The sequence below is a fragment of the Janthinobacterium sp. GW821-FHT03C08 genome, from assembly GCF_059420905.1.
Genome location: NZ_JBWKUP010000026.1, coordinates 13249 through 39065 on the forward strand (window position 1 = coordinate 13249; position 25817 = coordinate 39065).

Below are 25817 nucleotides of genomic sequence, written 5' to 3' on the forward strand. Positions count from 1 at the left end.
CTAGAGCTTGCTCAGCAAGGCTTGCGCCTCGGCACGCTGCGGGAACGCCTTGTTGGCGGCAAGCAGCTGTTCCAGTTGCTTGCGCGCGCCGCCCCTGTCGCCCGACTTGAGCAGGGCCACGCCCAGGTGGTACTGGATATCCGGCGCTGTCGGCGCCAGGCCGGCCGCCTGGCGCAGCAGGGCCGTGCCCCGTTTGACGTCGCCCTGCTGCAGCACGATCCAGCCCAGGGTGTCGAGCACGACGGGGTTGGCGGGCGCCAGCCTGAGCGCCTGTTCCGCCGTCGCCTGCGCGCGCGCATCCTTCTCTTGCTGGTAGGCCCAGGCCAGGTCGTTCAGGGCCGCCACGTTGCCGGGCTCCTTGGCGACGATGTGCTGGTAGTGCTCGATGGCGGCGCGGTACTGCCCGGCCGCCAGCCTGGTGCCGGCCAGGTAAATCCGCGTGGGCACGTCCTCGGGATGTTCCTTCAGCCAGGCCGCCATGCGCGCGTCCGCTTCCGGTGCCTGTCCGGCCGCCTGCAGGGCGCGGTACAGCTGCACTTGCAGGGGGCCGATCTTGCTGATCTGCAAGGCCCGTTCATACAGCTTGACGGCTTGCTGCGGCTGCTTCTGTTCCATCAGCACGTCGCCTTCGAGCTTGTAGCCGGCCGCCAGCCGCGGTTGCTGCTCCTGCACCTGGCGGGCCACGGCCAGGGCGTCGCGCTGGCGGTTCAGGGCCAGCAGCATGGCCACTTCCATGATCCTCGCCTCGAGCAGCGCGGGGTCGAGCGCCTGCGCCCGCCTGGCGGCCTGCAGTGCGGCGCCATGGTCGCCCAGCGCCACGTGCAGGCCGGCGATGCGCATCTGCAGGGGCGCCGAGCCGTTCTGCATGCTGGCCAGCTGGTTGTAGCTGTCGAGTGCGGCCTGGGCCTGGCCGGCGCCGTATTCCACCTGCGCGCGCAGGGCCAGCGCGCCGGCGTCGCCCGGATGGCCCATCTGCAGGGCGCGCGCCAGTTGCAGGGCCTTGTCCGCCGCGCCCGTCGCCAGGTAGAAATTGCTCAGCAGCAGCGCCGGCCCGACGGCGTCCGGATTGTCGCGCTGGGCCCGCTCCAGCCAGCGCCGCGCCTCGTCCGGCTTGCCCTGCGACACGGCCAGCTTGGCCAGCGCGGTGCACAGGTCGGCATTCTTCGGCGCCTTTGCCAGCGCCCGCTCGAAGCGCTGCCTGGCCTGTTCCGGCTTTTTCTCGGCCAGGTCGATCTGCGCCAGGTTGCTCAGGGCGGGCAGGTAGACGGGGTCCATGGCCAGCGCCTGCTCGAAGCTGGCGCGCGCGGCCGGCAAGTCGCGCAAGGCCAGGTAGACGCCGCCTTTCAGGTTCAGCAACAGGGGATTCGTGCCTTTCTGCTGCTGTTCCATCTGCTTGACGCTGGCCAAGGCCTTGTCGTACTGCTTGTCGCGCAGCAAGGTCATCACCAGCATGGTGCCGGCCTGCGGCGTGTTCCTGTCGAGGACGCTGGCCCGCTCCAGCTCGCTCACGGCGCGGCTGTTTTCGCCCATGCCCAGGCGGCTCACGCCCAGCGCCGCGTGCAGCTTGGCCGTGTCCGGCGCCAGGGTGCTGGCCTTTTCAAAGTAGGCCGCGGCCTTGTCGTAGCGGCGCGCCCGCAGCTGCGCTTCGCCCGCCAGCGACAGCAGTTCCACGTCGTCGGGATAGGCGTTCAGCACGGGCAGCAGCCGCTCGATGGCGGCGTCGCTCTTGCCGCGCATCAGCTCGATGGAAGCCATCATCTTGACGGCATACAGGTGCTGGGGATACACGGCCAGAAAGCGCTGCAAATAGCCTTCCGCCAACTGCGGCGAGCCGAGCGCCAGCTGCACGGCGCCCGCCAGCAGGATGGACGGCATGTGCTCGGGCGCCGCCTTGAGCACCAGCTGCAGCGATTGCAGGGCCGCCTTGTTCTTGCCCTGGCGGAAATCGAGCAGGGCCTGCGCCTGCAGCACGCCCAGGCTGTTGGGGGCCGTCCTGCGCGCCGACGCCAGCTGGGCGGCCGCGTCCGCATAGCGGTTTTGCGCGATGTCGAGGTTGGCCAGTTCGATGTGCGCCTGGGTGTGCTCCGGCTTGAGCTTGAGGATCTGCAGGTAGGTCTGGCGCGCCGCCGCGTCCTTGCCTTGCAGGCGCTGCAGGTCGCCCTGCAGGCGCAAGGCGTCGAGGCTGGCCGGCGCCGCCTTCAGCGCCTGCGCCAGCAGCAGTTCGGCGGCCGCCACCTGCTGCTCCAGCGCGGCGATGCGCGCCAGGCCCAGCAACGCTTCCACCTGGCCGGGATGGCCTTCCAGCATGCGCGCGTACAGGCTGCGCGCCTCGTCCTTGCGGCCCAGGGCCAGCAGGGCTTCGCCGCGCAGGGCTTGCACGGCCGCCGGCTGGGCCGCATCGTCGGCGACCTCGGCCAGCACCTTGTCGAACTGGCCCAGCATCAGCCAGGACTTGCCCAGCAGGGGCATCACCTGCTGCTGCGACAGCCCCAGCGATTTGGCCTTGCGCAACTCCTTCTCGGCCGACAGCGCTTCGCCCGTGTCGATGTAGACGCTGCCCAGCAGCAGCCGCGCGGCGGCGTTGTCGGGTTCCTTTTGCAGCAGATTCTTCAGCTGGATGATGGCGGCCCGCGCCTCGCCCTTCTGGCGGTACATCTGGGCGTCCGCCAGCAGGGTTTCGCTGTTCTGCGTGCCGTGGCAGGCCGTCAGCACGGGCAGCAGCAGGGCGCAGCACAGCAGGGCGGCGGGGAAGGGATGGGCAAGGGGTCGGGCCATGGAAGTCTCCGGTTGCGGCGCGCACGGGAAATGGGCATGGCCTAGCTTAAAAAGATGGCCGCCGGCCTCCTTGATGGCGCTCAACAGGCGGCCCGATGGCGGCGTGCCGTCCGCCGTCCGCGCCGTGTTTCTTGTTCCCGCTCAAGAATGGCCCTTTTTGCGACCGTAGAATTTCCCGGACGGCGACAGTCAGGCCGCAACCCTACGGAGCGCATATCATGGACAGCAATGTGGTCAGCAAGGACGGCGTGGTGGCGGTGGTGGGACTCGGGTACGTGGGCTTGCAGCTGGCCGTCGCCTTCGGCGCGCGCCGGCGCACCATCGGCTTCGACCTGTCGGCCCGCAAGGTGGAAAGCTACCGCCGCCACGTCGATCCCACGGGCGAGGTCAGCCATGAACAGCTGCTGGCGGCGCAGTGGCTGAGCGTGGGCTGCGATCCCGCCGAGCTGGAGCAGGCCGACTTCATCGTCGTGGCCGTGCCCACGCCCGTCGACAGCGCGCACAATCCCGATTTCTCCGCCCTGGCCGGCGCCAGCGCCGCCGTCGGGCGCCACATGCGGCGCGGCGCCATCGTCATCTACGAATCGACCGTGTATCCGGGCGCCACCGAGGAAATCTGCATTCCCCTCCTCGAGCAGCACTCGGGCCTGCGCTGGAAGCACGACTTTCACGTGGGTTTTTCGCCCGAACGCATCAATCCCGGCGACCGGGACCACACCCTGCACAGCATCCGCAAGGTGGTCTCGGGCGACGACGACGCCACCCTGGAGCGGGTGGCGGCCCTGTACGAAGGCGTGGTCGAGGCGGGCGTGCACAGGGCCTCGAGCATCAAGGTGGCGGAAGCGGCCAAGGTCATCGAGAACACGCAGCGCGACCTGAACATCGCCCTGATGAACGAGCTGGCCATCATCTTCGACCGCATCGGCATCGACACCCTGGAAGTGCTGCGGGCGGCGGGCACGAAATGGAATTTTTTACCGTTCCGGCCCGGCCTGGTGGGCGGCCACTGCATCGGCGTCGACCCGTATTATCTGACGCACAAGGCGGAAATGCTGGGCTACCACCCGCACGTGATCCTGGCCGGGCGCCGCATCAACGACGGCATGGCCAAGTTCGTGGCGGAAAAGACCATCAAGGAAATGGTGCGCGCCGGTTTCAAGCTGAAGGGCGCGCACGTGAACGTGCTGGGCCTGACCTTCAAGGAAAATTGCCCGGACCTGCGCAACTCGAAAGTGGTCGACATGATCCACGAGCTGCAATCATACGGCGTGCAGGTGCATGTGCACGACCCCGTCGCGGACGGGCGCGAGGCGCTGGAGGAATACGGGCTGTCGCTGGAGAGCTGGGAGCAGCTGCCGCGGGCCGAAGCCATCATCAGCGCCGTCTCGCACCAGGCCCTGCTGGCCCGTCCCCTGGGCGACTTCCAGGCCAAGGTGCTGGAAAACGGCTGCTTCATCGACATCAAGTCGCACTTCGACCCCCGTCCCCTGCAGGACGGCGGCCTGCACGTGTGGCGGCTGTGATGGCGGCCGGCGACGGCAAGGCCGCTGCGGGCTGTGTTCAGGCTGGCAGTCTGGCTGGCTTGCCAGGATCGCCTGGATCGCCTGTTGCGCAGAGTGCGTATGGCCGCGCCTGCGCGCAGCTGCAGCAGGCGCCGCGGCGCTGGCTGGTGACGGGCGTGGCTGGCTTCATCGGTTCGCACCTGCTGGAAACCCTGCTGAAGCTGGGCCAGGAAGTGCGCGGGCTGGACAATTTCATGACGGGCCACCGCCATAATCTGGACCAGGTGCGCGCCAGCGTGGGCGAAGACGCGTGGCGGCGCTTCACCTTCATCGAGGGCGACATCCGCGACCCGCAAGCCTGCGCGCGCGCCTGCGGCGGCGGCCCCGGCCCTGTCGATACCGCCGCCGCCGCGCCGGCCGGCCGTGGCGAGCCCAATGCCAGCGACGGACAGGCTGGCGGCCCCCGCACCGGCGGCCATGCCGGCGATGGCGCCAGCCATGCCGACGGGACAGGGACCGGCGGCGCCGGCGCCAGCCGCGGTGCGCACGACAGCCGTGGCCGCAAGGCAGGCGCGGGCGAGGGGGGCGGCAGCGGCGATGAAACAGGCGGCCAGGACAGCGCAAGCCACGGCAGCGAGGCTGGCCATGGCGGCGGGGCGGGCAGTGCCATGCCGGCAAGCCATGACGGCCGTGCCAGCCAGGCTGCTGCGCAACAGGCAGGCAGCGCTGCCGGTGTCGAGGGCGATGCCGGCATGCGCCGGCGCACGGACAGGGATGGCGCCGTCGACGGCACGGCCACGGCTGGCGAGGCAGGCGATGCCAGCCGGGCCAGTGGCGGCGGGGGCGATGGCCTGGCCCGCGGTGCCGGCGCCGACCACGCCGAAGATGCGGGTGGAATGGACCGAGCGGACGGCGCTGGCCGGGCGGGCGGAGTCGAGGGCGATGCGGGCGGTCCTGTCGACTACGTGCTGCACCAGGCCGCGCTCGGTTCCGTGCCCCGTTCGCTGGCCGACCCGCTGCTGTGCCATGCCGTCAATGTCAGCGGCTTTCTCAACATGCTGGCCGCCGCGCGCGACGCGGGCGTGCGGCGCTTCGTGTATGCGGCATCGAGCGCCACGTATGGCGACCATCCGGCCTTGCCGAAAGTGGAACAGCACATCGGCGCGCCCCTGTCGCCGTATGCCCTGAGTAAATATGTCAACGAACTGTACGCGCAGGTGTACGCCCGCTGCTACGCCACGCAGACGGTCGGCCTGCGCTACTTCAATGTCTTCGGCCCCCGCCAGGACCCGCTGGGCGCCTACGCGGCCGTGATCCCCCGCTGGATCGCCGCCATGCTGGAGCGGCAGCCCGTGCGCATCCACGGCGACGGCGCCACCAGCCGCGACTTCTGCTTTGTCCACAATGCCGTGCAGGCGAATATCCTGGCCGCCACGTGCGCCGACCCGGCCGCCGTCAACCAGGTCTACAACGTGGCCGTGAATGCCCGCACGAGCCTGACGCAGCTGCACGACAGCATGCAGCAGATGCTGCTGGCCGCCAGTCCGGGCCACGTGCCGCTGGCGCCCGAATATGGCGACTTCCGCGCCGGCGACGTGCGCCATTCCCAGGCTGACATCGCCAAGGCGGCCCGCCTGCTGGGCTATGCACCCACGCACGACGTGACGCAGGGCCTGCGCCAGACCGTCTCCTGGTACGTGGCGCAGGCGTCCCGCCCCTGAGCGCATACGCCCGGGCGCGAGGAGGCCAGGCTAGCCGCGGCGACGTGGCTAGCCGCAGGGCTAGCCTGCTGCCTGCCGGTGGCGCCATGCCCGCCAGCAGCCGGCCGCACAGGCGCTGCGCCGCCAGCGACCTTGCTGAACCTGCTCCCGCCCGGCCTTGTCGGCGCCCGGCCTTGCCCGTCTCCCCCTTGCCCGAGCAGGCTGCCATGCAAGATGGAAGATGCAAGATGCAAGATGCAAGATGCAGGATGGAAGATCCAAGATGCAAGAGCCAAGATGCAAGATAGAAAATGCAAGATAGAAAATGCAAGATGCAAGATGCAAGATGCAAGATGCAAGATGCAAGGATGCAAGATGCAAGGATGCAAGATGTACGAAGGAAGTACATCTCCATGCAAGCATGTTGCCGTGCAGGCATCCCTGCGTGGGCCCGTGCACCTCCTTGCGCGGCCGTCTGCGCCGTGGGGCGATGCAACGCTGCGCGCAAGCAGGCATGCCCATGGCGGCAGGGTTGGATCAGCGCTGCACGGGGGGCGAAGTTGGCGCAGGCGGTTCCGGCACGCCCTCGCTCTTGCCTTCGTTCTTGCTGCCGATGGTGCGCGGCGTGCCGCGGAAATCGGCCGTGTGCAGGGTGACGGGACGGCGCCAGACGCGGGCGATATAGGCCAGCACCTGTTCCGCCTGCTCCAGGTCCAGGCCGCGCCCATCGCGCTGGTGGTCGTGGCGCAGCACCAGGCTGCCGTCGTCGTTGAGCAAGGTGGCGGCAACGCAGGGCGCGCCATAATTGTATTTCGGCGCCAGGATGGCTTCGCGGATGGCCGCCACGTCGCGGCTGGCCAGGCGCGTCTCGCCATCGCGCCGGCTTTCATGCACGAACAGGCCCAGGCGGTCGGCCAGCCCGGCATCGAGATAGTTGCGGATAAAACTGAAATCGTCATCGTCGCGGCAGATCTGGCGCGCCCGTGCCAGGCCTTCCCGTTCGATGATGTGTTCCCACATGCAAAAGCCCAGGTGATACGGGTTGATGGCGAGCGCCAGCTGGTGCTCGCCCGCGTAAGGACGCACCACGTCCGAATGCGACTTGATGGCGGACAGGTAGAGTGCTGGCGGCAGGAAATCCGCCTCGCGCAGCAGCCGCGCATGCCAATACGACGCCCAGCCTTCGTTCATGATCTGGCAGGCGAACACGGGATAGAAGTAAAACGACTCTTCGCGCACGGCGAGGAAGATGTCGCGTTCCCAGTCCGCCAGTTCGGGCCCGTAGCGGGCGATGAACCACAGCAAGTCGTATTCGGGCCGGGGCGGCAGCAGCGGCCGTTGCGCCAGGCGCGCCCGCGCCGCCAGCACGGCCGATTCGCCCGGCAGGCGCTGGTAGCGCTGCGCGAAAGGGGGGATTGGCCCTGTCGCGTCCGTCGCTTCGCCGCCCGTGGCCGGGGCCGGGTAGGCGGGGCGGTGCAGGGCGGCATGGATGTCCACGTGCTGCTCCAGGGCCAGCGCCGCGTCGAGCACGGCTTCCACCTTGTCCTGGCCATGGCGCTGCAGCGCCGCCTCGATGCGCTGTGCCCGCGCCGCGCTCTGTTCCAGGATGTGCGTGCCTGCCATGGCGCCGAAGCGCTGGAACAGGGCATTGCGGCTGGCAAAGTCGGCGTGACCCAGCACATGGGCCGTGACGAGGGTGTTTTCCGCCACGGAATTGTGTTCCGCCATGTAGGCGTGGCAGGGGTCGCCAGGAAACATGACTTCGAAGATATGCGAATTGCCCATCTTCTGGTGCACGAGCTGGTGGATGTAGCGCACGCCGAACGACCAGTGGCGCATGCGCACGGGCAAGCCATAGATGGCGATCTCGGCCATGAAGCTGTCGGGCACCAGCTCGAAGTCGACGCGGGGAAATTCCAGGCCCTGCGCCAGCGCCAGCGCTTCGATGCGCGCCGCGTAGCCGGCCAGGACGGCGGCATCCGCGGCCTCTGCGGCCCCTGTCTGCGCCTGCGTGTGGCGTCGTGCGCTCATGCGGCTTCCTCCGTGCCCGCCGCTTCATGCTGGAAGAAGGTGCGGATGGCCGCCCACACGTCATCCGGCTTGGCCAGGATGCTGCTGTGCAAGGGTAAGCCGTGCCGTTCCTGTTCCGCGCACAGGCGGTGCATTTCCGTTTCCAGGCTGCGCGCCACGCCCGGCACCGTTTCCACATAGCCCATGTAGTTGAGCAGCCCGGCCAGTTCGGCCAGGGCCTGGCTGGCGGCGGCGCGGTCTTCGCTGAAGTTCTCGCCATCGGAAGCGTAGAACAGGTAGGCGTTGTAGCGGCCCGGCGCATAGCCTTCCTGCAACAGTTCACGGCTCAGGCGGAAGGCGCCGGAAGCCATGGTACCCCCCATGCCGTTGACCTGGAAGAATTCGGCTTCGGAAAACTCCCAGGCCCGCGTCGTGTGGGCAATGAAACGGGTTTCCACCCTGGCATAGCTGCGGCGCAAGCCCTGCAAGGCAAAGAAGAAGAAGGACTTGGCCAGCTTGCGTTCCGCCTGCGCCATGCTGGCCGACACGTCCAGCACGAAGAAAACGACGGCATTCGTGCTGGGACGGGGCCGCAGCAAGACTTGCCGGTAGCGCAAGTCGTCGTTGGTGAAGGGGACGGCCTGCGCCTGCAGCGCGCGCCGCTTGATGGCTTCCTTGACGGTGCGGCGCCGGTCCAGGCGCGAGCGGGCACCATGGCGGTCGATGCCCGAGCGCAGCAGCTGCACGTCGTCGAGCGCGCTCAGGTGGCGCGGCTTCAAATGCGGCAGCTTGAGTTCCTCCCACAGCCAGTCGAGGATGTCGTCCACGGCAAATTCGAGCAGCAGGCGCACTTCGCCTTCGCCATTGCCCCCTTCGCCCTGCGCTTCGCCTTCGCCCGTGGGGGCAGGGCGCGCCGCGCGCAGGATATCGCCGGGCTGGCCGTCGCCCTGGCCCGCGCCGATGCCGTTGCGCGCCGGGGCCAGGCGGAAATGCGCGTGTTCGAGCAGGCGCATGGGCACTTGCACCGTGCGCTGCTGCGGTCCGCCGATCAGGTCGGGGCCGGCGATCAGCTCGGGCAGGTGCGCCTGCACGGCTTCGCGCACCTTCTGGTTGTGGCGCAGCCAGTCGCGCGCGCCGCGCGAAAACAGCGCGTACCACGGCTGCGCCAGCTGTCCCGCCGTGGCCGCCCGGCTGTCCGGCCCGGCATCGGCAGGCTGGGTGGGCAGGGCCGGCGCCCCATGGTCGGCGCCGTGTCCTTCGCCTGGCGTGACGGTGGCGGGCATGGCTATTCCTGTGCCAGCAAGGTGGTGACGTAGTTCAGCGCCTCGCGCGCGCTGTGGGCGTCGTAGCCGTATTCCTCGACGAGGCGCCGCTCGACGGCGGAGATCTTGGCCCGCACGTCGTCATCGGGACGCTTGGCCGAACTGACCAGGCGCAGCACGTCGCGCCGCTGCTCGAACAGATATTGCTGTACGGCATCGTTCAATGGCGCGTGGCTGCCCAGGCCAAACGCTTCGCCCCGCTTGAAGGCGCCCATGGCCTTGCGCACGACTTCCTGGCGGAAGGACTGCTTGCCCGAGTCGCTGATGTGGATTTTTTCCTCGACGGCTCGCAGGAAGCGTTCGTCGGGACGGCGCTCCTCGCTGGTGATGGGGTCGCGGATCTGGCGGTTGTCCAGCATGGCTTCGACTTCATCGAGGTATTTGTTGAGCAGGTCCTGCGCCTCCTGCTCGAACGAGACGAACAGGGCCTTGTGCACGTCGGCCTTGACCCAGCGGTTATAAAAATCCTTGCGCGTCAGGACGAGGTAATCGATCCACTTGCGCTTGCGACGCGGTTCGATGCGGGCATCGCTGTCGATGCCATCCTTCAGGGCCAGCAGCACGTCCATCGTGGACAGGCTGTTGCGCCGGGCGGCGATGATGGCGTGCGACAGGGCATTGATGACGAAGCGGGGCGAGACGCCCGACAGGCCTTCGTCGGGCGCCTTGTCGCGCTCGCGGATGCGCCTGACCTCGGCATGGGGCAGGTCCTCGACGTCCTCGTCGGCATAGATACGCAGCTTCTTGACCAGTTCCGCTTCCTTTTCCTCGCCTTCGGACAGGCGGCTCAGGATGGCGAACACGGCCGCCGCATGCAGCACGTGCGGGTCCAGGTGCACGTCGCGGAAGGCGGGCGCGGCCGAGCGGATCAGCTTGCGGTAGATGCGCGCTTCCTCGCGGTAGTTGAGCGTGTACGGCACTTGCACGATGACCATGCGGTCGAGCAGCGCCTCGTTTTCGCTTTCTTGCAAGAATTTGCGAAATTCCGCTAGGTTCGTGTGGGCAACGATGGTTTCGTCGAGGTAAATCAGGGGAAAGCGCGACACCTTGACATTCCTTTCCTGCGTCAGGGTCAGCAGCAGGTAGAGGAATTCCCGCTTGACCTTGAGGATTTCGATCATTTCCAGCATGCCGCGGCTGGCGGCATACACGGCGCCCGACCACGACCAGGCGCGCGGGTCGCCCTCGTCGCCGTACTGCGCCACCTTCGACAGGTCGACGGAACCGACCAGGTCGGCCAGGTCGGCCGTGGTGGGATCGTGCGGCGCATACGTGCCGATGCCGCAGCGTCCCGCTTCCGACAGGTACAGCTGTTCCACGGGCATGCGCAGGAAGTCGCCCCCGTAGTGCTCCTCCAGCCGCGCCCGGCAATGGGGACACAGTTCGCCCTGCAGTTCGACGCCGTAGCTGGCGCGAAAGTCCGCGCGCATGCCGTGCGGCACCAGGTGCAGCGGCGATTCGTGCACGGGGCAGCCGCCGATGCCGTACAGCGCGCCCTCGGCGCTGTGGCTGTATTCTTCCAGGCCCCGCTTGAGCAGGATGACCATGGTCGACTTGCCGCCAGACGGCGGCCCCAGCAACAGCAGCATGCGCCGTCCCACTTCGGAACCGGCAGCCGCCGCCTTGAAATACGCGGCCACGCGGTCGATCGCTTCGTCGATGCCGAACAGCTCGTCGTCGAACAGGCGGCAGCGGAAGCGGCCGCTGTCGTCCGTCTGGCCATTCCAGCGCATCATGTCCCACAAATACTGGTGGGCGCTGCGCGCCTGCAGGGCCGCGCCGGCCGGCACGATGTGTTCGAGGAAATCGGCAAAGCTGCCGCGCCAGGGGCTGAGGCGGTGTTGCGCCGCGTAGCTGGCCATGCCGTGCACGAAGCGGGCGCGCTGCCCCTCGCCATCAGGCGCGCCGTCCTGCGCGCCGCTGCCTGCCGCACCATCGTGCTTACCGAGACTCGTCATCGTGTCCTCTTCGCCGCCGTTGCGTCCCATGGCATGCCCTGCACGCCGTGGGACGGGTCGCCCCCTGCCTGTCGATCAAGTATACGGCGCCGTCACTGTACGCACGCCTGATCTTGCTCAAGCTTGAAAACGGAACTATTCGCGCCGTGTTTCACCCATGCGCGGGCGGCGCGGCCCGCGCCTGCGCGGTTCAATCCAGATCAATACCGGGCGCCGCCGTCGGCCCACACTGGACATTCCGAACGACCCACGAGGAGAACATGATGATCGACAATGGTTTCAGCGCCCCGCCCGGCAATGCCGGCAGGGGCCAGGCTGCGGACGACGAAGAGGCCTTCCAGCAGTTTGCCGCGCCGGGCGACGGCGACGGCATGATCGAGAGCGCCTCCGTTTCGGAAGTGCCCGATGCCTTGAGCGGCGTCAGCATGGAGTTGTTGGAAATCAAGCGCAGCATCGAGGATGGCATGCGCCAGGCCATTTCCCAGGCGGCGGGGGTGCGCGCCGCCGACGCCTTCAGCGATGCGGGCAATATCCAGGGCGTGTCCATCGGCCTGGGCGAGGGCGCCAGCGACAGTTCCTCGGGCGAGCCGGGCATGCCGGCCCTGACCCTGTACGTGGCCGAACCCACCTCCGTCGACCGCGCCAAGGCCGCCATCGTGGGTGCCATGGGGGTGCGCGCCGTGGCCAGCGACAATGTGCCCGTGAATATCGTCGTCACGGGCGTGATCGATGCGCAGCCCCACCGTTTCCGGCTGCGTCCGGCGCCGGGCGGGGTGTCCGTGGGCCACTTCCGCATCACGGCGGGCACCATCGGCTGCCTGGCCGTGGGCCGCACGCCGCCGCGCACGACCCGTTTGATGATCCTGAGCAATAACCACGTCCTGGCCAATTCGAATGGCGGCGTGTTCAACGACTGCATCGTGCAGCCCGGCCCCATCGACGGCGGCCGCTGCCCGCAGGACCAGGTGGCCGTGCTGGAACGCTTCGTGCCCATCAATTTCAGCGGCGGCGTCAATTTCGTCGATTGCGCCACCGGCTGGGCCTGGCCCGACCGCGTGCGGCCCGAGCTGGTCTACCTGAGCGGCGGCGTGCCCGCGTATTTCCGCATCAGCAATGCGCTCGTGGCGCCCGCGCTGGGCATGCTGGTCGGCAAATCCGGGCGTACCACGCAATTGACGCAGGGCCGCATCACGGGCCTGGGCGCCACCATCAACGTCAATTACGGCGGCGGCAGGATCGCGCTGTTCCAGGACCAGATCGCCATCACGGGCGTCAGCGGTCCCTTCAGCGCCGGCGGCGACTCCGGCTCGTCCATCTGGACCTGGAACCAGCAGCGCAATCCCGTCGGCCTGCTGTTTGCCGGCGGCAACAACATCACCTTCGCCAACCAGATGCGCCGCGTGGTGGTGGCGCTCGACATCAACCTGTACACCTGACGGACGGGACGGCGCAAACGGCCTTGCAGGGCGCGCTCCCTTGCACGATGATGCTACTGCGGGGGGCCGCAGCCGCGCGGGGCAGGGGCCGGCGTAGGGTGCTGCAACGCCGGATGGCCGGGTGTATGATGGAGTGCATCAGGAGGGTGTGTCATGTCAAACAGTAAATTCACACAATCGCCATACGCTGTCTTCGAGGACGCCGCCATGCCGTATGTGCCGGACGCGCTCCCGGGCCAGGGACCGTTTGCCCCTGCCGCGCCCTCGGGCCGCCTGGAAGCGGCAAGGCGGCGCAACGAGCGGGCGCTGATGGCCATCGACGGCGTCGAAGGCGTCAGCCTGGGACAGACCGCCATCGGCAGGGAAGCGCTTGTCGTGTACCTGCGCGACCCGTCCGTCAAGCGGCGCGTGCCCCGGCAGGTGGAGGGATATCCGGTCGAAACGAGCATCACGGGCCAGATCGATATCCAGCGCTGGTAGGCAAGCCGGCCTGACGGCGGGGCCATCAGGTCATCAGGACGCCGGCACGACAGGTGGCGGCGCGGCGTGAAGGCGGGGCTTGCCGCGCGCGGCAGGTGGACAGGCGCGCCCGCGGGCCTGCATGGCCAGCCATCCCGGCCTGGCCATGCCTTCCAGCTTGCTCGCCTGCGTGCTCGTACTCTTTCGTACTCTTTCCTGCCGATTTGCCTGCTTATTTGCTCAGGCGGCCGATCGCCTCGGCCACGCCCGCGCCATAGGCCGGGTCGCACAGGGTGCAGTTGCCGATGTGGCGCTGCTTGACCTGCTGCGAGGCGCCCGAGATGGCGCGCGCCGTGTTGTCGAACAAGGCTTGCTGCTGTGCCGGCGTCATCAGCTGGAACAGGGCGCGCGGCTGCGAATAGTAATCCTCGTCGACCCTGTGGTTCCAGTGGTCGGCCGCGCCTTCGAGGCTCAACGGCGGTTCGCGGAAGTCGGGCTGCTCCGCCCATTCCTGCTCGCTGTTCGGCTCATAGCCCAGGGTTCCTCCCTGGTTGCCATCCACGCGCATCTGGCCGTCGCGGTGGTAGCTGTGGAACGGGCACTTCGGCGCATTGACGGGGATGTGGCTGTGGTTGACGCCCAGGCGGTAGCGCTGCGCGTCGCCATACGAAAACAGCCGGCCCTGCAGCATCTTGTCCGGCGAAAAGCTGATGCCGGGCACCACGTTGGCCGGGTTGAAGGCGGCTTGCTCCACTTCCGCGAAATGGTTGTCCGCATTGCGGTTCAGCTCCAGCACGCCCACCTCGATCAGCGGGTAGTCGCCGTGCGGCCACACCTTCGACAGGTCGAAGGGGTTGATGTGGTAGGTACCTGCCTCTTTCTCCGGCATGATCTGTACGTACAGGGTCCAGCGGGGGAAATCCTTGTTTTCGATGCTTTCGTACAGGTCGCGGTGCGAGCTTTCGCGGTCCTTGCCCACCAGTGCCTCCGCTTCCGCATCCGTCAGGTTCTCGATGCCTTGCTGGGTCTTGAAGGTGAACTTGACCCAAAAACGTTCATTTTGCGCGTTCAGGAAGCTGAAGGTATGGCTGCCGAAGCCATGCATGTGGCGGAAGCTGCGCGGCAAGCCCCGGTCGCTCATCACCACCGTCACCTGGTGCAGCGCCTCGGGCAGCGAGGTCCAGAAGTCCCAGTTGCTGTTGGCGCTGCGCAAGCCCGTGCGCGGGTCGCGCTTGATGGCGTGGTTCAGGTCGGGAAATTTCAAGGGGTCGCGCATGAAGAAGACGGGCGTGTTGTTGCCGACCAGATCCCAGTTGCCTTCTTCCGTATAAAACTTCAGGGCGAAGCCGCGGATGTCGCGTTCCGCATCGGCCGCGCCCCGTTCGCCGGCCACCGTGGAAAAGCGCGCGAACATGGGGGTTTGCTTGCCCACGGCGCCAAAAATCTTCGCCCGCGTGTAGCGCGTGATGTCGTGCGTGACGGTAAACGTGCCATGCGCGCCGGACCCCTTGGCATGCATGCGGCGCTCGGGGATGACTTCGCGGTCGAAGTGGGCCAGCTTTTCCAGGAACCACACATCTTGCAGCAGGGCAGGGCCACGGGGGCCGGCCGTCTGGATGTTCTGGTTGTCGACTACAGGCGCGCCAAAGGCGGTGGTCAGCTTTTTCATTGGACTCTTTCTTTATAGGGAGGTCGACGGACGAGCCAGGGCCTGCCCAAACACTGGCTGGGCTGAGCGTGTACGACGTGCTCACCGAGGCTGGTCCAGAGTAACAAATTTCTAAAAAGCAAATTCAGTGTAATCCATTTCGAGGCCGGCAACAGCCCCGCCGCGTCAGGGGAGGCGGCTTGTTCATCATAGCCTCTCGGCAACGTCTAGCCCAACACGATTGACCCGGCGCAAAGGGCGGCGGGATTTTCCGGCGCGTCAGCGGTAGTTGGACCAGTTGGCCCGCAGCCAGGTCAGCACGGCGCCGTGGCCCCGTATGTCGGCGGGCAAGTGGCGCTGGATCAGCCGTTCGCACTTCAATGCCGTGGCCAGGCTGCCGCCCGACCAGCTGTTGCAGCTGTACAGCACTTCATACCACTCGTGGCGGTTCAGCAGGACACTGTCGGGGATGGCGCGGCGGGCCGGGTCGTCGCCCGCCGTCGGGCCGTCGGCATAGCTGAATTGCAAGTCGCTCTTTTTCATGGGGCCCATCCGGTGATCTGCCATGCTTGCCTCGCGATGAGATTGCGCACGAACACATGTCCCTGCCAGGCAAGCTTATGCCTGCGACAAGCATTCCACTTAGCAATATGGAGCAGTCTTGATCTGGCTTAAAACCTGTTCCAGTTATTGTGCCGGTGTTCCGTCGCTTCCTTCATCAGGTGGCCGGCGCGCAGGGCGTCGTCGGCTTGCAGCGTCATGGCCAGTTCCTGGATGGCGGGCGGATACTCGTGGTGGGCCGCTTCTTCCAGCAGTTCGCGGCCCCTGGCCGGGTCGCGCGGCACGCCGCGGCCTTCGCGGTAGGCGTTGTACAGCAGGAACATGGCATGGGCATTGCCCAGCTCGCTGGACTTGTCCAGCCAGCGCGCGGCTTCATTCTGGTCCTTCGGCACGCCTTCGCCATTCGCCGCCAGCAGGCCCAGCATCAGGGCCGCCTTCGCATGGCCCTGCTGCGCGGCCTGCCGGTACCATGGCCAGGCCTGCTCAGGCGTGGCCGCGCGCAGCATCTGGCCCAGCTCGAACGCGGCTTCCGTATCGCCCGCGCGGGCGGCCTGTTCAAATAATTTCACCGCATCGGCGCGGCGTTCGGGACGGGCCTGGTAAATCAGCGCCAGTTCGCGCTCGGCCACGGGCATGTCCTTGCCGGCCCAGCTGCGTACCTTGCGTTCGGCCTGGTGGTCGCCCGCCTGGCGCGCCAGCATGGCGACGGCTTCGATCTCGGCCGCCGTGGGCGGCGGCGAGGACTGGCAGGCGGCCAGGACCGTGGCCAGCACGACGGCGGGGAGGGAGAGTGCGTGTTTCATTGGGATCAGCTTTCCTCAGGACGGGCCGGAACACTCGCAGTTCCGGCCCATGGGCCTTATTTGCTCAGGTCGATGCGGTACTTGGCAAAGCCGCTGGCGTCGAGGCCGCCTTCGGCCGCCACGTTGGCGATGCCGCTGCCTTGCGCCAGCGCCAGGTGGCCCGGCGCCGAGCGCAGGATCACGGGACCGGCCGTGGCTGTCTTGACGAAGCTCCAGCTGCGCGAACTGCCGTTGGCCGCCAGGGTCACCTTGCCGCCCTTGCTGGCCAACGATGCCAGGTAATTGCTGACCACGGCCTGGTTCGCATCGGGCGACTTGATGATGGTCTTGCTGCCGTCGATGCCGGGCACGGCGCCGCCGCCGCCGGCGCGGTAGTCGTTCGTCGCCACGATGAAATCGTCGCCATCGGCCACGGGCGCGCCCTTGTACGTGAGGTTGACGATGCGGCTGCCCGGTTTTTTCGTCACGTCGATCTGGTACGTCAGCGCATTGTTTTCCGCGTAGAACACGTCATAGTTGTAGATCGTGCCATACGACGGCACCAGGTCCTGCTCGGCGCTGCTGGCCGGATCGATCTGGTTGAATTGCCTGGCCGACGTTTCCAGCCACGCCTTCAAGTCCGATCCCTTGATCTTCACGGCTTGCAGGTTGTTGTTGCTATATAAATACAGATCGCCCGGATTGCGCACCTGCAAGCCGATTGGCGCGGCCGGCGAGGCGCCTGCCGCCACGTCCGTGAAATCCGAGGGCCCGTTGCGGCCCGCCTTGAATGGCGCGCTGCACGAGATGACGGGGATGTTCTTGTAGCTCGACAAGGTAGCGTCCGTGCTGGTGGCGATGAAGTTCTTCACGTAGTCCAGCTGCGCCTGGTTGACGAGCTGGATGGCGCTGACGTCGCCCACCAGGGCGAAATAGGCGGACATCTCGAAATCCGTGCTGATGCCCAGCGGCTGCTTGGCATAGGCGATGGTGGCCGCGTGTTCGGTGGCGACGAGCGGCGCGATGGCCGGGTCGGCTTTCACGAGGGTCGTGCCATCCGTGTACTTGAAGCCGCGCGATTCCACCGTCGTCTTGGCCGGCTGCACCACCCATTTGCCGCCCTGGTACACCATGGTCAGCTTGATGATGCCCAGACGGCGGCCCCAGCTTTGCGCCATGACGGTAGGCACGCCGTTGACGAAACCGTTTTCCGCATCGATCTTCGCGCTGGCGGGGAAGGCAGCGAACGAGGCATCCAGCGCGGCCGCGCCCGTTTCCTTGCCTTTCGGGAAGATCAAGTGCGAATGGCCGATCATCAGCGCGTCGATGCCCGTGCTGGTCAGGTGGTAGCTGCCATTTTCCATCTTCGGGCTGTAGGGGCTCGTATCCAGGCCGCCATGCGACAGGGCCACGACGAGGTCGGCGCCCTTGCTGCGCAGTTCCGGCACGTACTGTTTCGCCGCTTCCTGCACGCCCGTCACGCTGACCTTGCCGGCCAGCACTTTCTGGTCCCATTCGAGGATTTGCGGCGGCACAAAGCTCAGCACGCCCACATTGATTTTGACGGTCAGCTTGCTGCCGTCCGGCGCCGTGGCAGCGAAATCGCGGGGCAGCAGGGTGTAGGGCTGGAAGATGGGCTTGCCGCTGGACACGCCGACGACATTGCTCAGCACGGAAGGATAGGCGGGCGCGCCGCAGGTGCCCGTCGGCTTGGTCACGCCGGGAATGCCGAAATCCGTGTTGGTGATCTGGCTCAGGTAAGCGAGGCCATAGTTGAATTCGTGGTTGCCCATGCCGCCCGCGTCGTATTTCAGCGCGTTCATGGTCTTGTGCACGGCCAGGGTACCCGTGCAGGGGACGGGTGCGGCCACGGCCTGCAGGTCGGCCAGCAGGGTGCCCTGGATGACGTCGCCGTCGTCGAGCAGGACGTTGTTCGGATTTTCCGCCCGCGCCGCCTGGATCAGGGTGGACGTGCGTTCCAGGCCCAGGCTCGTGTCTTCCGCCAGTGCGTAATAGTTGTAGCTCAAGACATTCGAGTGGATGTCCGTCGTTTCCAGCAGCGCCACGCTCACCGTCGTGCCTTCAGGAATGGCTGGCGCCGTGTTCGAACTGCCGTTGCAACCGACGAGACCCGCACTTGCCAGCGCTGCCAGCATGACCCAATTTGTTTTCATTACCGCCCTCGGAAAGATTCAAAGGACGCGACTGTAACGCTGCCATATGACGCGGCGATGACAGCCGTGCAGGGCGCATGGATGCGTGCTCAGCGGCAGGCGGCGACGGCTGCTTCCAGCCAGGCCGCGTCCACGGCGCCCAGGCGCCTGGTGCAGGCCTGATGTTGAGAATTCACAATCACTGTGTATGGCAAGGCCCTGATTTGATTGCCGAATGTGCTGAACAGCCCGGGTCTTGCCTGGGCGTGCGGATAGGCGGCGGGGTGCTGCCGCAGGAATGCCCGTGCCGGCTGCGGAGCGTCGATGGCGATGCCGATGAGCTGCAGCGGCGAGCCCTTGGCGCCCACCACCAGGTCGATGCCCCGGGCATCGCGCCCCGCGCGTTCCTCCAGTTGACGCGCTACGCCGAGGTGACGGTCTTCATGGCGATGCCGGCGGCGACGAGCAGCAGGTTCAAGCGCGACGCCAGCGGCGCGTGGCGCAGGGCGCGCCAGGCGACGGTGAGCGCGTTCAGGTTGGCCACGAGGGCCAATTGCCGGGGCAGCAAGCCCACGGCGCGGCCGCGCCAGCTGTCGCGCTGGCGCGGCGTCAGGCCGGGCAGGGACGTGCCCGCCACTTCGAGGCGGCCGCCTTGCGGCGCCAGGATGCCCGCCAGCAAATGCAGCAGGGTGGATTTACCGGAGCCGGATGGCCCCAGCAACAGGGCGTGGCGCCCGGCGGGCACATCGAAGGCGGCGATGTCCAGCACGGGGCGGGCAGGGCCATAGGCATACGTCAGCGAAGCGAGGTGGAGCATGGGTGGTCTTTCTGGCAGCGGAGCAGGGTGGCATAAAAATCGCGCACAAATGCAAGTGAGCTGCATTATAATTTAAAACGCAATCGACCCCATCCGAAGGAAGCCCCATGTCCCCCACGTCCAATATCCCGCGCAAGCTCCCCGTCACCGTCCTGTCCGGCTTTCTCGGCGCCGGCAAGACCACCTTGCTCAACCACATACTGCGCAACCGCGAAGGCAAGCGCGTGGCCGTCATCGTCAATGACATGAGCGAAGTCAATATCGACGCGGCGCTGGTGAAGGACGGTGCCGCCGCGGCTGGCGCGGCCTTGTCGCGCACGGAAGAAAAACTCGTGGAAATGTCCAACGGCTGCATCTGCTGCACCTTGCGCGACGATTTACTGCAGGAAGTGCGGCGCCTGGCCTTGGAAGACCGCTTCGACTATCTGCTGATCGAATCGACGGGCGTGGGCGAGCCGATGCCCGTGGCCGCCACCTTCGACTTTGAGGATGAGCACGGTGACAGCCTGAATGACGTGGCGCGCATCGACTGCATGGTCACCGTCGTCGACTGCGCCAACCTGCTCAACGACTTTCACAGCGAGGACAGCCTGGAGCAGCGCGGCGAGACGGCGGGCGAGGGCGACGACCGCCAACTGGCCAACCTGCTGACGGAACAGATCGAGTTTGCCAATGTCATCGTCCTCAACAAGGTGGACATGGTGGCGGCCGACGAGCGCCTGCGCGTGCTGGCCATTATCAAGGCCTTGAATCCCGGCGCCCGCATCCTCGAAACCAACCACTCCATCGTGCCGCTGGACACCATCCTCGGCACGCAGCTGTTCGACCTGGAGCAGGCGGCCAGCATGCCGGGCTGGGCCCAGGAACTGGCGGGCGTGCACACGCCGGAAACGGACACGTATGGCATCGCCAGCTTCGTCTACCGGGCCAGGGCGCCGTTCCACGCGCAGCGCCTGCACGATTACATCGCCCGGCCGATACCCGGCGTGGTGCGCAGCAAGGGGTATTTCTGGCTGGCCAGCCGTCCCGAATGGGTGGCCAGCCTGTCCGGCGCGGGCAAGCTGGTGAATATCGAACCTGTGGGCCTGTGGTGGGCGTCCGTGCCGCAGGAGCGCTGGCCGACGGATGCGGCGTCACTGGCGGAAGTCAGGGCGGGCTGGAGCGAGCCATATGGCGACCGCTACCAGGAACTCGTCTTCATCGGCCAGGACATGGACCAGGCCGCCATCGAGGCGGACCTGAGGAAATGCCAGCTGAGCGACACGGAAATGCGCCGGGGCATGGCTGCCTGGCGCAGCTTGCCGGACCCGTTTCCCCAGTGGCAGCGCATGGAAGAACTCGAAGACTAACCATCGACAGGAAGGCAATATGACAGAACTGATCCCCGTCACCATCATCACGGGTTTTCTCGGCAGCGGGAAGACCACCTTGCTCAAGCGCATATTGCAGGGCGACCACGGCTTGCGCATCGCCGTGATCGAGAATGAATTCGCCGCCGAAAGCATCGACCATGGCTTGCTGGTGCAGGACAGCGGCGAGCAGATCGTGGAAATGAACAATGGCTGCATCTGCTGCAGCGTGCGGGGCGACCTGATCCGCATCCTGGGCGAGTTGCACGCGAAACGCGCCGCGGGCAGCATCGCTTTCGACCACGTGGTCATCGAAACGACGGGCCTGGCCGCGCCCGGTCCCGTGGCGCAGACCTTCTTTGCGGAGCCGTCCGTCAGCGAGTTCTACCTGCTTGACGCCATCCTGACGGTGGTCGATGCGCGCCACGCGCAGCAGCAATTGACCCTGCACAAGGAAGCGCAGGAGCAGGTGGGCTTCGCCGACCGCCTCCTGCTGTCGAAGACGGACCTCGTCAGCAAGGACGAACTGGCGGCGCTGCGCCAGCGCCTGGCCGCCATCAACGGCCGCGCCCGCATGCAGAAGCTCAGTTTTGGCAACGTGCCCCTGCGCGAGATCCTGAATATCCGCGGGTTCAACCTGGACGCCATCGTCGAGCTGGAGCCCGATTTCCTCGGCGAACTGGGGCACCGCCATGGCGATGGCGTGCAATCGTTCGTGTATCACCAGGCGCAAGCCCTCGATTTGCTGCAGGTGGAAAACTTCCTCGATGCCGTGGTGCAGCTGTTCGGCAGCCAGCTGATGCGCTACAAGGGCATATTGCACGTGGCCGGCGTCCCCTGCCGCGCCGTCTTCCAGGGCGTGCACATGCTGATGGGTTCGGAACTGGGCGCGCCGTGGCGCGAGGGCGAAACGCGCGCCAGCACCATGATCTTCATCGGCCGTGACTTGCCGCAAGACATGCTGATCCGGGGGCTGGACCGCTGCGTGGCCGGGGCGGCCAGTCCCGCCAGCGTGCTGGCCGACGTGATGGCCGTGGCGGTGGCCGGGGTCGCGGCATGAGCGTGGAAGCGGGCTTGCCCGCCCTGGCGCTGATCTTTCTCCTTGGCATGCGGCATGGCCTGGAGCCGGACCACCTGGCCGCCGTCGATGGCCTGACCCTGCGCAGCCTGCCCGCGCACCCGCGCTGGGCGCCGTGGATGGGCGCGCTGTTCGCGCTGGGGCATGGCCTCAGCGTGCTGGCCATCGTCGCCGTCGCGGCCGTGGCGTCCCGGCAATTTACACCGTCGGAAGCCGTGTTCGGCTGGCTGGAATGGCTGCCCGTCGCCTTGCTGCTGCTGATCGCCGCGCTGAATGCGCGCAGCCTGCTCGCCGGCGGGCAGCTGGCCAGCGTGCGCGGCCATTTGCTGCCGGGCTGGCTGGGCCGCGCGTCCGGCCCGCTGGGCGCCGTCCTCGTCGGCATGCTGTTCGCCCTCGTCTTCGACACGGCCCTGCAGGCGTCCGCCTGGGGCTATGCGGCCGTGGCGCTGGGCGGCATGGGGCCTGCCCTGGTGACGGCAGTGGCATTTGCCGCGGGCATGGGCGTGATGGACAGCTTCGACGGCTGGGTCACGGCAAAAGTCATGCGCACCGGCAAGATTGACCTCGTGCGCGCCTTCCGGCGCCGCCTGGGCTGGCCCATCGTCGCCCTCTGCGTGGCCATGGCCGCCTGCATGGCGGCGGGCAAGCTGGATGCGGCGTGGCGCTTGCCGGAAAGCTGGACGGCGGCCCTGGGCGCGGCCATGGTGCTGCTGATGGCGGCCCTGTACGGCTGGACCCTGTACGGCTTGCGCGGCACGCGTGCCTGAGGCAAGGGCGTGGGTATAATGGAAAAAAACTCCCGAGTCCCGCCATGCCCGCCACCGACATCGCCATCCGCCTGCTGACGCCAGCCGACGCCGCCGCCTTTTGCGCGCTGCGCCTGCGCGCCATCCTTGATTCGCCCAGCTCGTTTTCGTCCTCGCGCGAGGATGAGCTGGCCCGCACGCCGGAGGAGCACGCCCAGCGTATCGCGGGCGGCCCGCAGCAGCGGGCCTTCGGCGCCTTCGACGGCGAACGCCTCGTGGGCTTTGCGGGCTTGCGCCGCGAAGCGCTGCGCCAGCTGTCGCACAAGGCCGTGTTGTGGGGCGTCTTCGTCGACGTGCAGCAGCGGGGCAGGGGCGTGGCGCGGCGGCTCGTCAATGCCTGCATCGAACAGGCCGAGCGCGACCCGGCCATCCTGCAAGTGCATTTGAGCGTGAACGCGGAAAACAATTCTGCGCGACAACTATATGAATCGCTGGGTTTTATCCGCTACGGCACGGAGCCGCGCTCCATGCGCGTGGGCGAGCTGTTCTATGACGAGCATCACCTGGCACTGCTGCTCAGGTGATGTCAGGGAGACTTACTTGCAGCGCGGGCACAGGCCCTTGATCAGGTAATCGACTTCGTCGCCGCTGAAGCCTTCCGGCAGGGCCACGGGCGTGGGCAGCTTGACTTCGTTGAAGCAGGTGACGTTGGCGCACTTGGTGCACTGGAAATGCGCATGTTCGTGCGCCTGGTGGCCGGCGCCCGCGCTGAAGCGCCACACCTGGTCGGCACCGGCGATGCGGTGCACCAGTTCATTTTCCGTCAGCCATTCCAGCACCCGGTACAGGGTGACGGAATCGATATCGCTGTCCTGCGACAGCGCCTGCTGGATTTCATGGTGGGTCAGCGAGCGGCTTTGCGCCATCAAAAAGTCGAGCACCTTCACGCGCGTCTTGGTAACGCGGGCGTTGGTGTTGCGGATCAGCGATTCGGCGTGCGGTGTAGAAGAAGATGTCAACATAATATGGCCTGCTTACGGATGGACGGGCTGGCGGCGTGATCGCCGTGCCTTCGGCACCCTCATGGCCGTATCTTAGCATGCGTGCTCCGAAGCATGAACCCGCGTCATGGTTTGAACGTCCAGTAGCGGCCCGCCGGCGTGTCGACGGGGTCGAGAAAGCGCTGGTCGGCGCGCGCATTGTTGCGTATCAGATAAAACATGTCGGACAGGGCCGAGCGCTTTTCCGCAAAGTAGGAGTGCTTCATGAAGCTCGTGTCCACCCCGGTGGCGTCGATGGTTTCCACGCCGGCCACGATGAGCATGCCGGCGCCGCTGTCGCCCGCGCGCGGATAGCCGTGCACGGCCTTCGAGGCGGCCAGGGCCAGGTCCTGCGACGAGGCGTACAAGGTGACGGGATTGCGCCCGCCCGCCAGTTTCGGCGCGATATCGTGCTTGAAGATGGCCGCGTCGATGTCGGGCGCGGACAGGATGATTTCCGTGATCTTTTGCGCCAGCAGCGGCTGCGCGGCCAGCAGGTCGGCCACGGCCCGCGTCAGCCCGCGGCTGCCCATGCTGTGGCCCACCAGGTACACTTGCGCCGCGTCCGTGCTGGCGAGAAAGTCGGCCAGGAAGACCGTGATGTGGGGCGTGCTCCACTCGATATTGTTTTCATCGATGGTGTAGCCGGCGATGTCGCCCTGCGACGGCCAGCTGTAGAAGACGGGCGCGCCATCGAAGCCCAGGTCGTAGGCCATCTGCCCCGTGCGCCGCGCCGCATCCTCGAAACTCACGTTGAAGCCGTGCACAAACACGAAGGCGCTCTTGCCGGCCGAGGCGCGCACCTGCGTCTTCAAGGCGGCAAAGAAATTCTCGCGGTCCTGCACGTCGGCGGCCAGCAGCACCACGTGCTTGGCCGGATCTTCGCGAAATTCCAGGCGCCACAGCGATGGCGATTCCAGCTGGCCCATGCGGTGGTCGCGCGGGATGCTGATGTCGCAGCTGCCATAGCTGAGCGGCCCGTCGTCGCCGCCATTGCCGCTGCTCATGCCCGTGCTGCGCTGGCCGCTGAAGCGCTGGGCCGGCGGCTTGCCCACGTCGCGCTGGCGGTCCGTGGCGAAATACACTTTGACGACGGCGTAATTGGAGACGATGGCATTCTTGTCGGCCGGGGCGGGCGCGGTTTCCACCTCTGGCAACGGTGAAGGCTGCCGCTGCAGCGCATCGAGCAAGCCTTGCGCGGCGAACAGGGTTTCCATGTCGTCCGGCACCTTCGCCGTGGCCAGGGCCGCCGACAGGGCCAGCTGCAGCGGCACGGACGCGGGGTCCGTTTCCAGAGCGTCGATGGCTGCCAGGATGGCGGCGGCGCCATCGAACTTGGCGATGGCAGTCCTGATCTGCCGGTAGTGGGCGGCGATGGCCTCGGGCGCATGGCCGGGCGCGCCATGTTCGATGGCCGCGACGACGGCGGAAGTGATCAAGTCCATGTGCCACCTGCCTTTCCGTTCAATATGGATAGCTTGTCAACCCATATTGCCATAAAAGCACGCCAAAAGCGACTTGTCCAGCACCGCGCGCAGGCGGTGCGGGGCAGATCAATGTTGCTTGTCGCCGTAGAACTGCTGCGCCAAGGATTGCAGGGGCGCCACCGTCAGGCCGCCGCGGCTCGCGTGCTCGGGGATGGCCACGCGCACGGGCTTGCTGTGCATATTCGTCGATGACAGCACGTTCGTCGTGGTCTCCGGCGCCGCGTTCCACACGGGATCGGCGATGCCTTCGAACACATGTTTCAATTGCTCGCCCCAGGTGTCGCGGATCATGCGGAAATACTGGTTCTTTTCATCGATGGTGACGAAGCGCGTGACGGCCAGGCTGCCCGTCTCGTAGACGAGCAAGTCCAGCGGCAAGCCGACGGAAATGTTCGAGCGCAGGGTGGAATCCATGGAAATGAGCGCGCACTTGGCCGCCTCGTCCAGGCGCGTGTACGGATTGATGACGCGGTCGATGATGGGCTTGCCGTATTTCGCTTCGCCGATCTGGAAATACGTGTTTTCATCGTGCGATTCGATGAAGTTGCCGGCCGCATACACCTGGAACAAGCGGCAGCGCTCGGCGCCTATCTGGCCGCCCAGGATGATGCTCACATTAAAGTCGATGCCGCACTCGGCCAGGGCCTTCGCTTCGCGCTGGTGCACGGTGCGCACGGCTTCGCCCACGATGCGGGCCGCGTCGTACATGCTGGCCACGTTCCAGATGCTGCGCCCGTCCGCATCCACGTGTTCGGAGACGAGCTGGCGAATGGCTTGCGAGATCGATAAGTTTCCTGCTGTCATCAATACCAGCATGCGGTCGCCCGGGTTCTCGAATACGCTCATCTTGCGGAAGGTGCCCACCTGGTCCACGCCGGCGTTGGTGCGGGAGTCGGACAGGAAGACCAGGCCTTCGTTGAGGCGCACGCCTATGCAATAAGTCATCGTAGCAAATTCAGTCAAAAGGGGAAGCATTCTACACCAGCCGGGCCTG

At 66.8% G+C, this 25817-nt stretch carries 20 protein-coding genes and 2 pseudogenes; 9 read left to right on the plus strand and 13 right to left on the minus strand.

The features are described 5' to 3' along the window. Entirely contained in the window at positions 1-2775 is a 2775-nt protein-coding gene (gene prsT, locus AC07VL_RS26455; protein ID WP_494808492.1) for an XrtA/PEP-CTERM system TPR-repeat protein PrsT, read from the minus strand. A 218-nt stretch (positions 2776-2993) separates the two neighbouring features. On the opposite strand from prsT, the gene AC07VL_RS26460 reads away from it, so the two are divergent. The 3 genes and pseudogenes from AC07VL_RS26460 to AC07VL_RS26470 form a co-directional block, all read left to right on the plus strand. Next, the gene (locus tag AC07VL_RS26460) at positions 2994-4298 is read left to right on the plus strand and encodes a nucleotide sugar dehydrogenase (RefSeq protein ID WP_494808493.1); all 1305 of its coding nucleotides are present in this window, start codon (positions 2994-2996) and stop codon (positions 4296-4298) included. Next, positions 4298-4657, plus strand: a pseudogene (locus AC07VL_RS26465) (GDP-mannose 4,6-dehydratase); the annotation flags it as partial. The gene AC07VL_RS26460 and the pseudogene AC07VL_RS26465, both read left to right, overlap by 1 nt. Before the next feature lie 576 nt (positions 4658-5233). Further along, a pseudogene (locus AC07VL_RS26470) lies at positions 5234-5998 on the plus strand (NAD-dependent epimerase/dehydratase family protein); the annotation flags it as partial. A 516-nt stretch (positions 5999-6514) separates the two neighbouring features. On the opposite strand, the gene AC07VL_RS26475 reads toward AC07VL_RS26470, so the two are convergent. Genes AC07VL_RS26475 through AC07VL_RS26485 form a run of 3 tightly spaced genes read right to left on the minus strand, consistent with a single transcriptional unit; the run spans position 6515 to position 11297 of the window. Continuing rightward, positions 6515-8008 carry a SpoVR family protein gene (locus AC07VL_RS26475; protein ID WP_494808494.1) on the minus strand — a complete coding sequence of 498 codons (1494 nt, stop codon included), beginning with the start codon at positions 8006-8008 and terminating at the stop codon, positions 6515-6517. Continuing rightward, positions 8005-9270, minus strand: coding sequence for a DUF444 family protein (locus AC07VL_RS26480; RefSeq protein ID WP_494808495.1), 1266 nt, complete (start codon positions 9268-9270; stop codon positions 8005-8007). The genes AC07VL_RS26475 and AC07VL_RS26480 overlap by 4 nt, the downstream gene beginning before the upstream one ends. Positions 9271-9272: 2 nt before the next feature. Next, positions 9273-11297 carry a serine protein kinase gene (locus AC07VL_RS26485; RefSeq protein ID WP_494808496.1) on the minus strand — a complete coding sequence of 675 codons (2025 nt, stop codon included), beginning with the start codon at positions 11295-11297 and terminating at the stop codon, positions 9273-9275. Between the two features lie 230 nt (positions 11298-11527). Between AC07VL_RS26485 and AC07VL_RS26490 the strand changes: the two genes are divergently transcribed. Both AC07VL_RS26490 and AC07VL_RS26495 read left to right on the plus strand, forming a co-directional pair. Next, positions 11528-12703: a chymotrypsin family serine protease gene (locus AC07VL_RS26490; RefSeq protein WP_494808497.1), complete on the plus strand. Its 1176-nt coding sequence runs from the start codon at positions 11528-11530 to the stop codon at positions 12701-12703. 153 nt (positions 12704-12856) lie between these two features. Then, positions 12857-13183 carry a hypothetical protein gene (locus AC07VL_RS26495; protein WP_494808498.1) on the plus strand — a complete coding sequence of 109 codons (327 nt, stop codon included), beginning with the start codon at positions 12857-12859 and terminating at the stop codon, positions 13181-13183. A 211-nt stretch (positions 13184-13394) separates the two neighbouring features. Here the strand turns inward: AC07VL_RS26495 and AC07VL_RS26500 are convergent, their stop codons facing one another. The 6 genes from AC07VL_RS26500 to AC07VL_RS26525 all read right to left on the minus strand — a co-directional run bounded on the left by AC07VL_RS26500 (position 13395) and on the right by AC07VL_RS26525 (position 19123). Then, the gene (locus AC07VL_RS26500; protein ID WP_494808499.1) at positions 13395-14831 is read right to left on the minus strand and encodes a catalase; all 1437 of its coding nucleotides are present in this window, start codon (positions 14829-14831) and stop codon (positions 13395-13397) included. 258 nt (positions 14832-15089) lie between these two features. Next, positions 15090-15353 carry a hypothetical protein gene (locus AC07VL_RS26505; RefSeq protein ID WP_494808500.1) on the minus strand — a complete coding sequence of 88 codons (264 nt, stop codon included), beginning with the start codon at positions 15351-15353 and terminating at the stop codon, positions 15090-15092. Positions 15354-15481: 128 nt separating this feature from the next. Continuing rightward, positions 15482-16174, minus strand: coding sequence for a tetratricopeptide repeat protein (locus AC07VL_RS26510; RefSeq protein ID WP_494808501.1), 693 nt, complete (start codon positions 16172-16174; stop codon positions 15482-15484). Positions 16175-16230: 56 nt separating this feature from the next. Beyond that, positions 16231-18327: a bifunctional 2',3'-cyclic-nucleotide 2'-phosphodiesterase/3'-nucleotidase gene (locus tag AC07VL_RS26515; protein WP_494808502.1), complete on the minus strand. Its 2097-nt coding sequence runs from the start codon at positions 18325-18327 to the stop codon at positions 16231-16233. 89 nt (positions 18328-18416) lie between these two features. Then, on the minus strand, positions 18417-18674 hold the full coding sequence (locus AC07VL_RS26520; protein WP_494808503.1) for a thioredoxin domain-containing protein: 258 nt from the start codon (positions 18672-18674) through the stop codon (positions 18417-18419). Positions 18675-18727: 53 nt separating this feature from the next. Further along, a complete protein-coding gene (locus AC07VL_RS26525; protein ID WP_494808504.1) occupies positions 18728-19123 on the minus strand; it encodes an ATP-binding cassette domain-containing protein in 396 nt (131 codons plus the stop codon). Positions 19124-19230: 107 nt separating this feature from the next. Between AC07VL_RS26525 and zigA the strand changes: the two genes are divergently transcribed. Genes zigA through AC07VL_RS26545 form a run of 4 tightly spaced genes read left to right on the plus strand, consistent with a single transcriptional unit; the run spans position 19231 to position 22880 of the window. Beyond that, positions 19231-20472: a zinc metallochaperone GTPase ZigA gene (gene zigA, locus AC07VL_RS26530; RefSeq protein WP_494808505.1), complete on the plus strand. Its 1242-nt coding sequence runs from the start codon at positions 19231-19233 to the stop codon at positions 20470-20472. Positions 20473-20491: 19 nt separating this feature from the next. Then, the gene (locus tag AC07VL_RS26535) at positions 20492-21532 is read left to right on the plus strand and encodes a CobW family GTP-binding protein (RefSeq protein ID WP_494808506.1); all 1041 of its coding nucleotides are present in this window, start codon (positions 20492-20494) and stop codon (positions 21530-21532) included. Then, positions 21529-22317, plus strand: coding sequence for a HoxN/HupN/NixA family nickel/cobalt transporter (locus AC07VL_RS26540; RefSeq protein ID WP_494808507.1), 789 nt, complete (start codon positions 21529-21531; stop codon positions 22315-22317). The genes AC07VL_RS26535 and AC07VL_RS26540 overlap by 4 nt, the downstream gene beginning before the upstream one ends. A 44-nt stretch (positions 22318-22361) precedes the next feature. Then, the gene (locus AC07VL_RS26545; protein WP_494808508.1) at positions 22362-22880 is read left to right on the plus strand and encodes a GNAT family N-acetyltransferase; all 519 of its coding nucleotides are present in this window, start codon (positions 22362-22364) and stop codon (positions 22878-22880) included. A gap of 12 nt (positions 22881-22892) precedes the next feature. Here AC07VL_RS26545 and AC07VL_RS26550 read toward each other — a convergent pair whose 3' ends face one another. From AC07VL_RS26550 to AC07VL_RS26560, 3 genes are all read right to left on the minus strand, one after another. Next, a complete protein-coding gene (locus AC07VL_RS26550; RefSeq protein ID WP_290600617.1) occupies positions 22893-23318 on the minus strand; it encodes a Fur family transcriptional regulator in 426 nt (141 codons plus the stop codon). A 104-nt stretch (positions 23319-23422) separates the two neighbouring features. Beyond that, entirely contained in the window at positions 23423-24781 is a 1359-nt protein-coding gene (locus AC07VL_RS26555) for an alpha/beta hydrolase (protein WP_494808509.1), read from the minus strand. Positions 24782-24889: 108 nt separating this feature from the next. Beyond that, the gene (locus tag AC07VL_RS26560; RefSeq protein WP_494808510.1) at positions 24890-25768 is read right to left on the minus strand and encodes a proteasome-type protease; all 879 of its coding nucleotides are present in this window, start codon (positions 25766-25768) and stop codon (positions 24890-24892) included. Positions 25769-25817 lie beyond the last annotated feature (49 nt).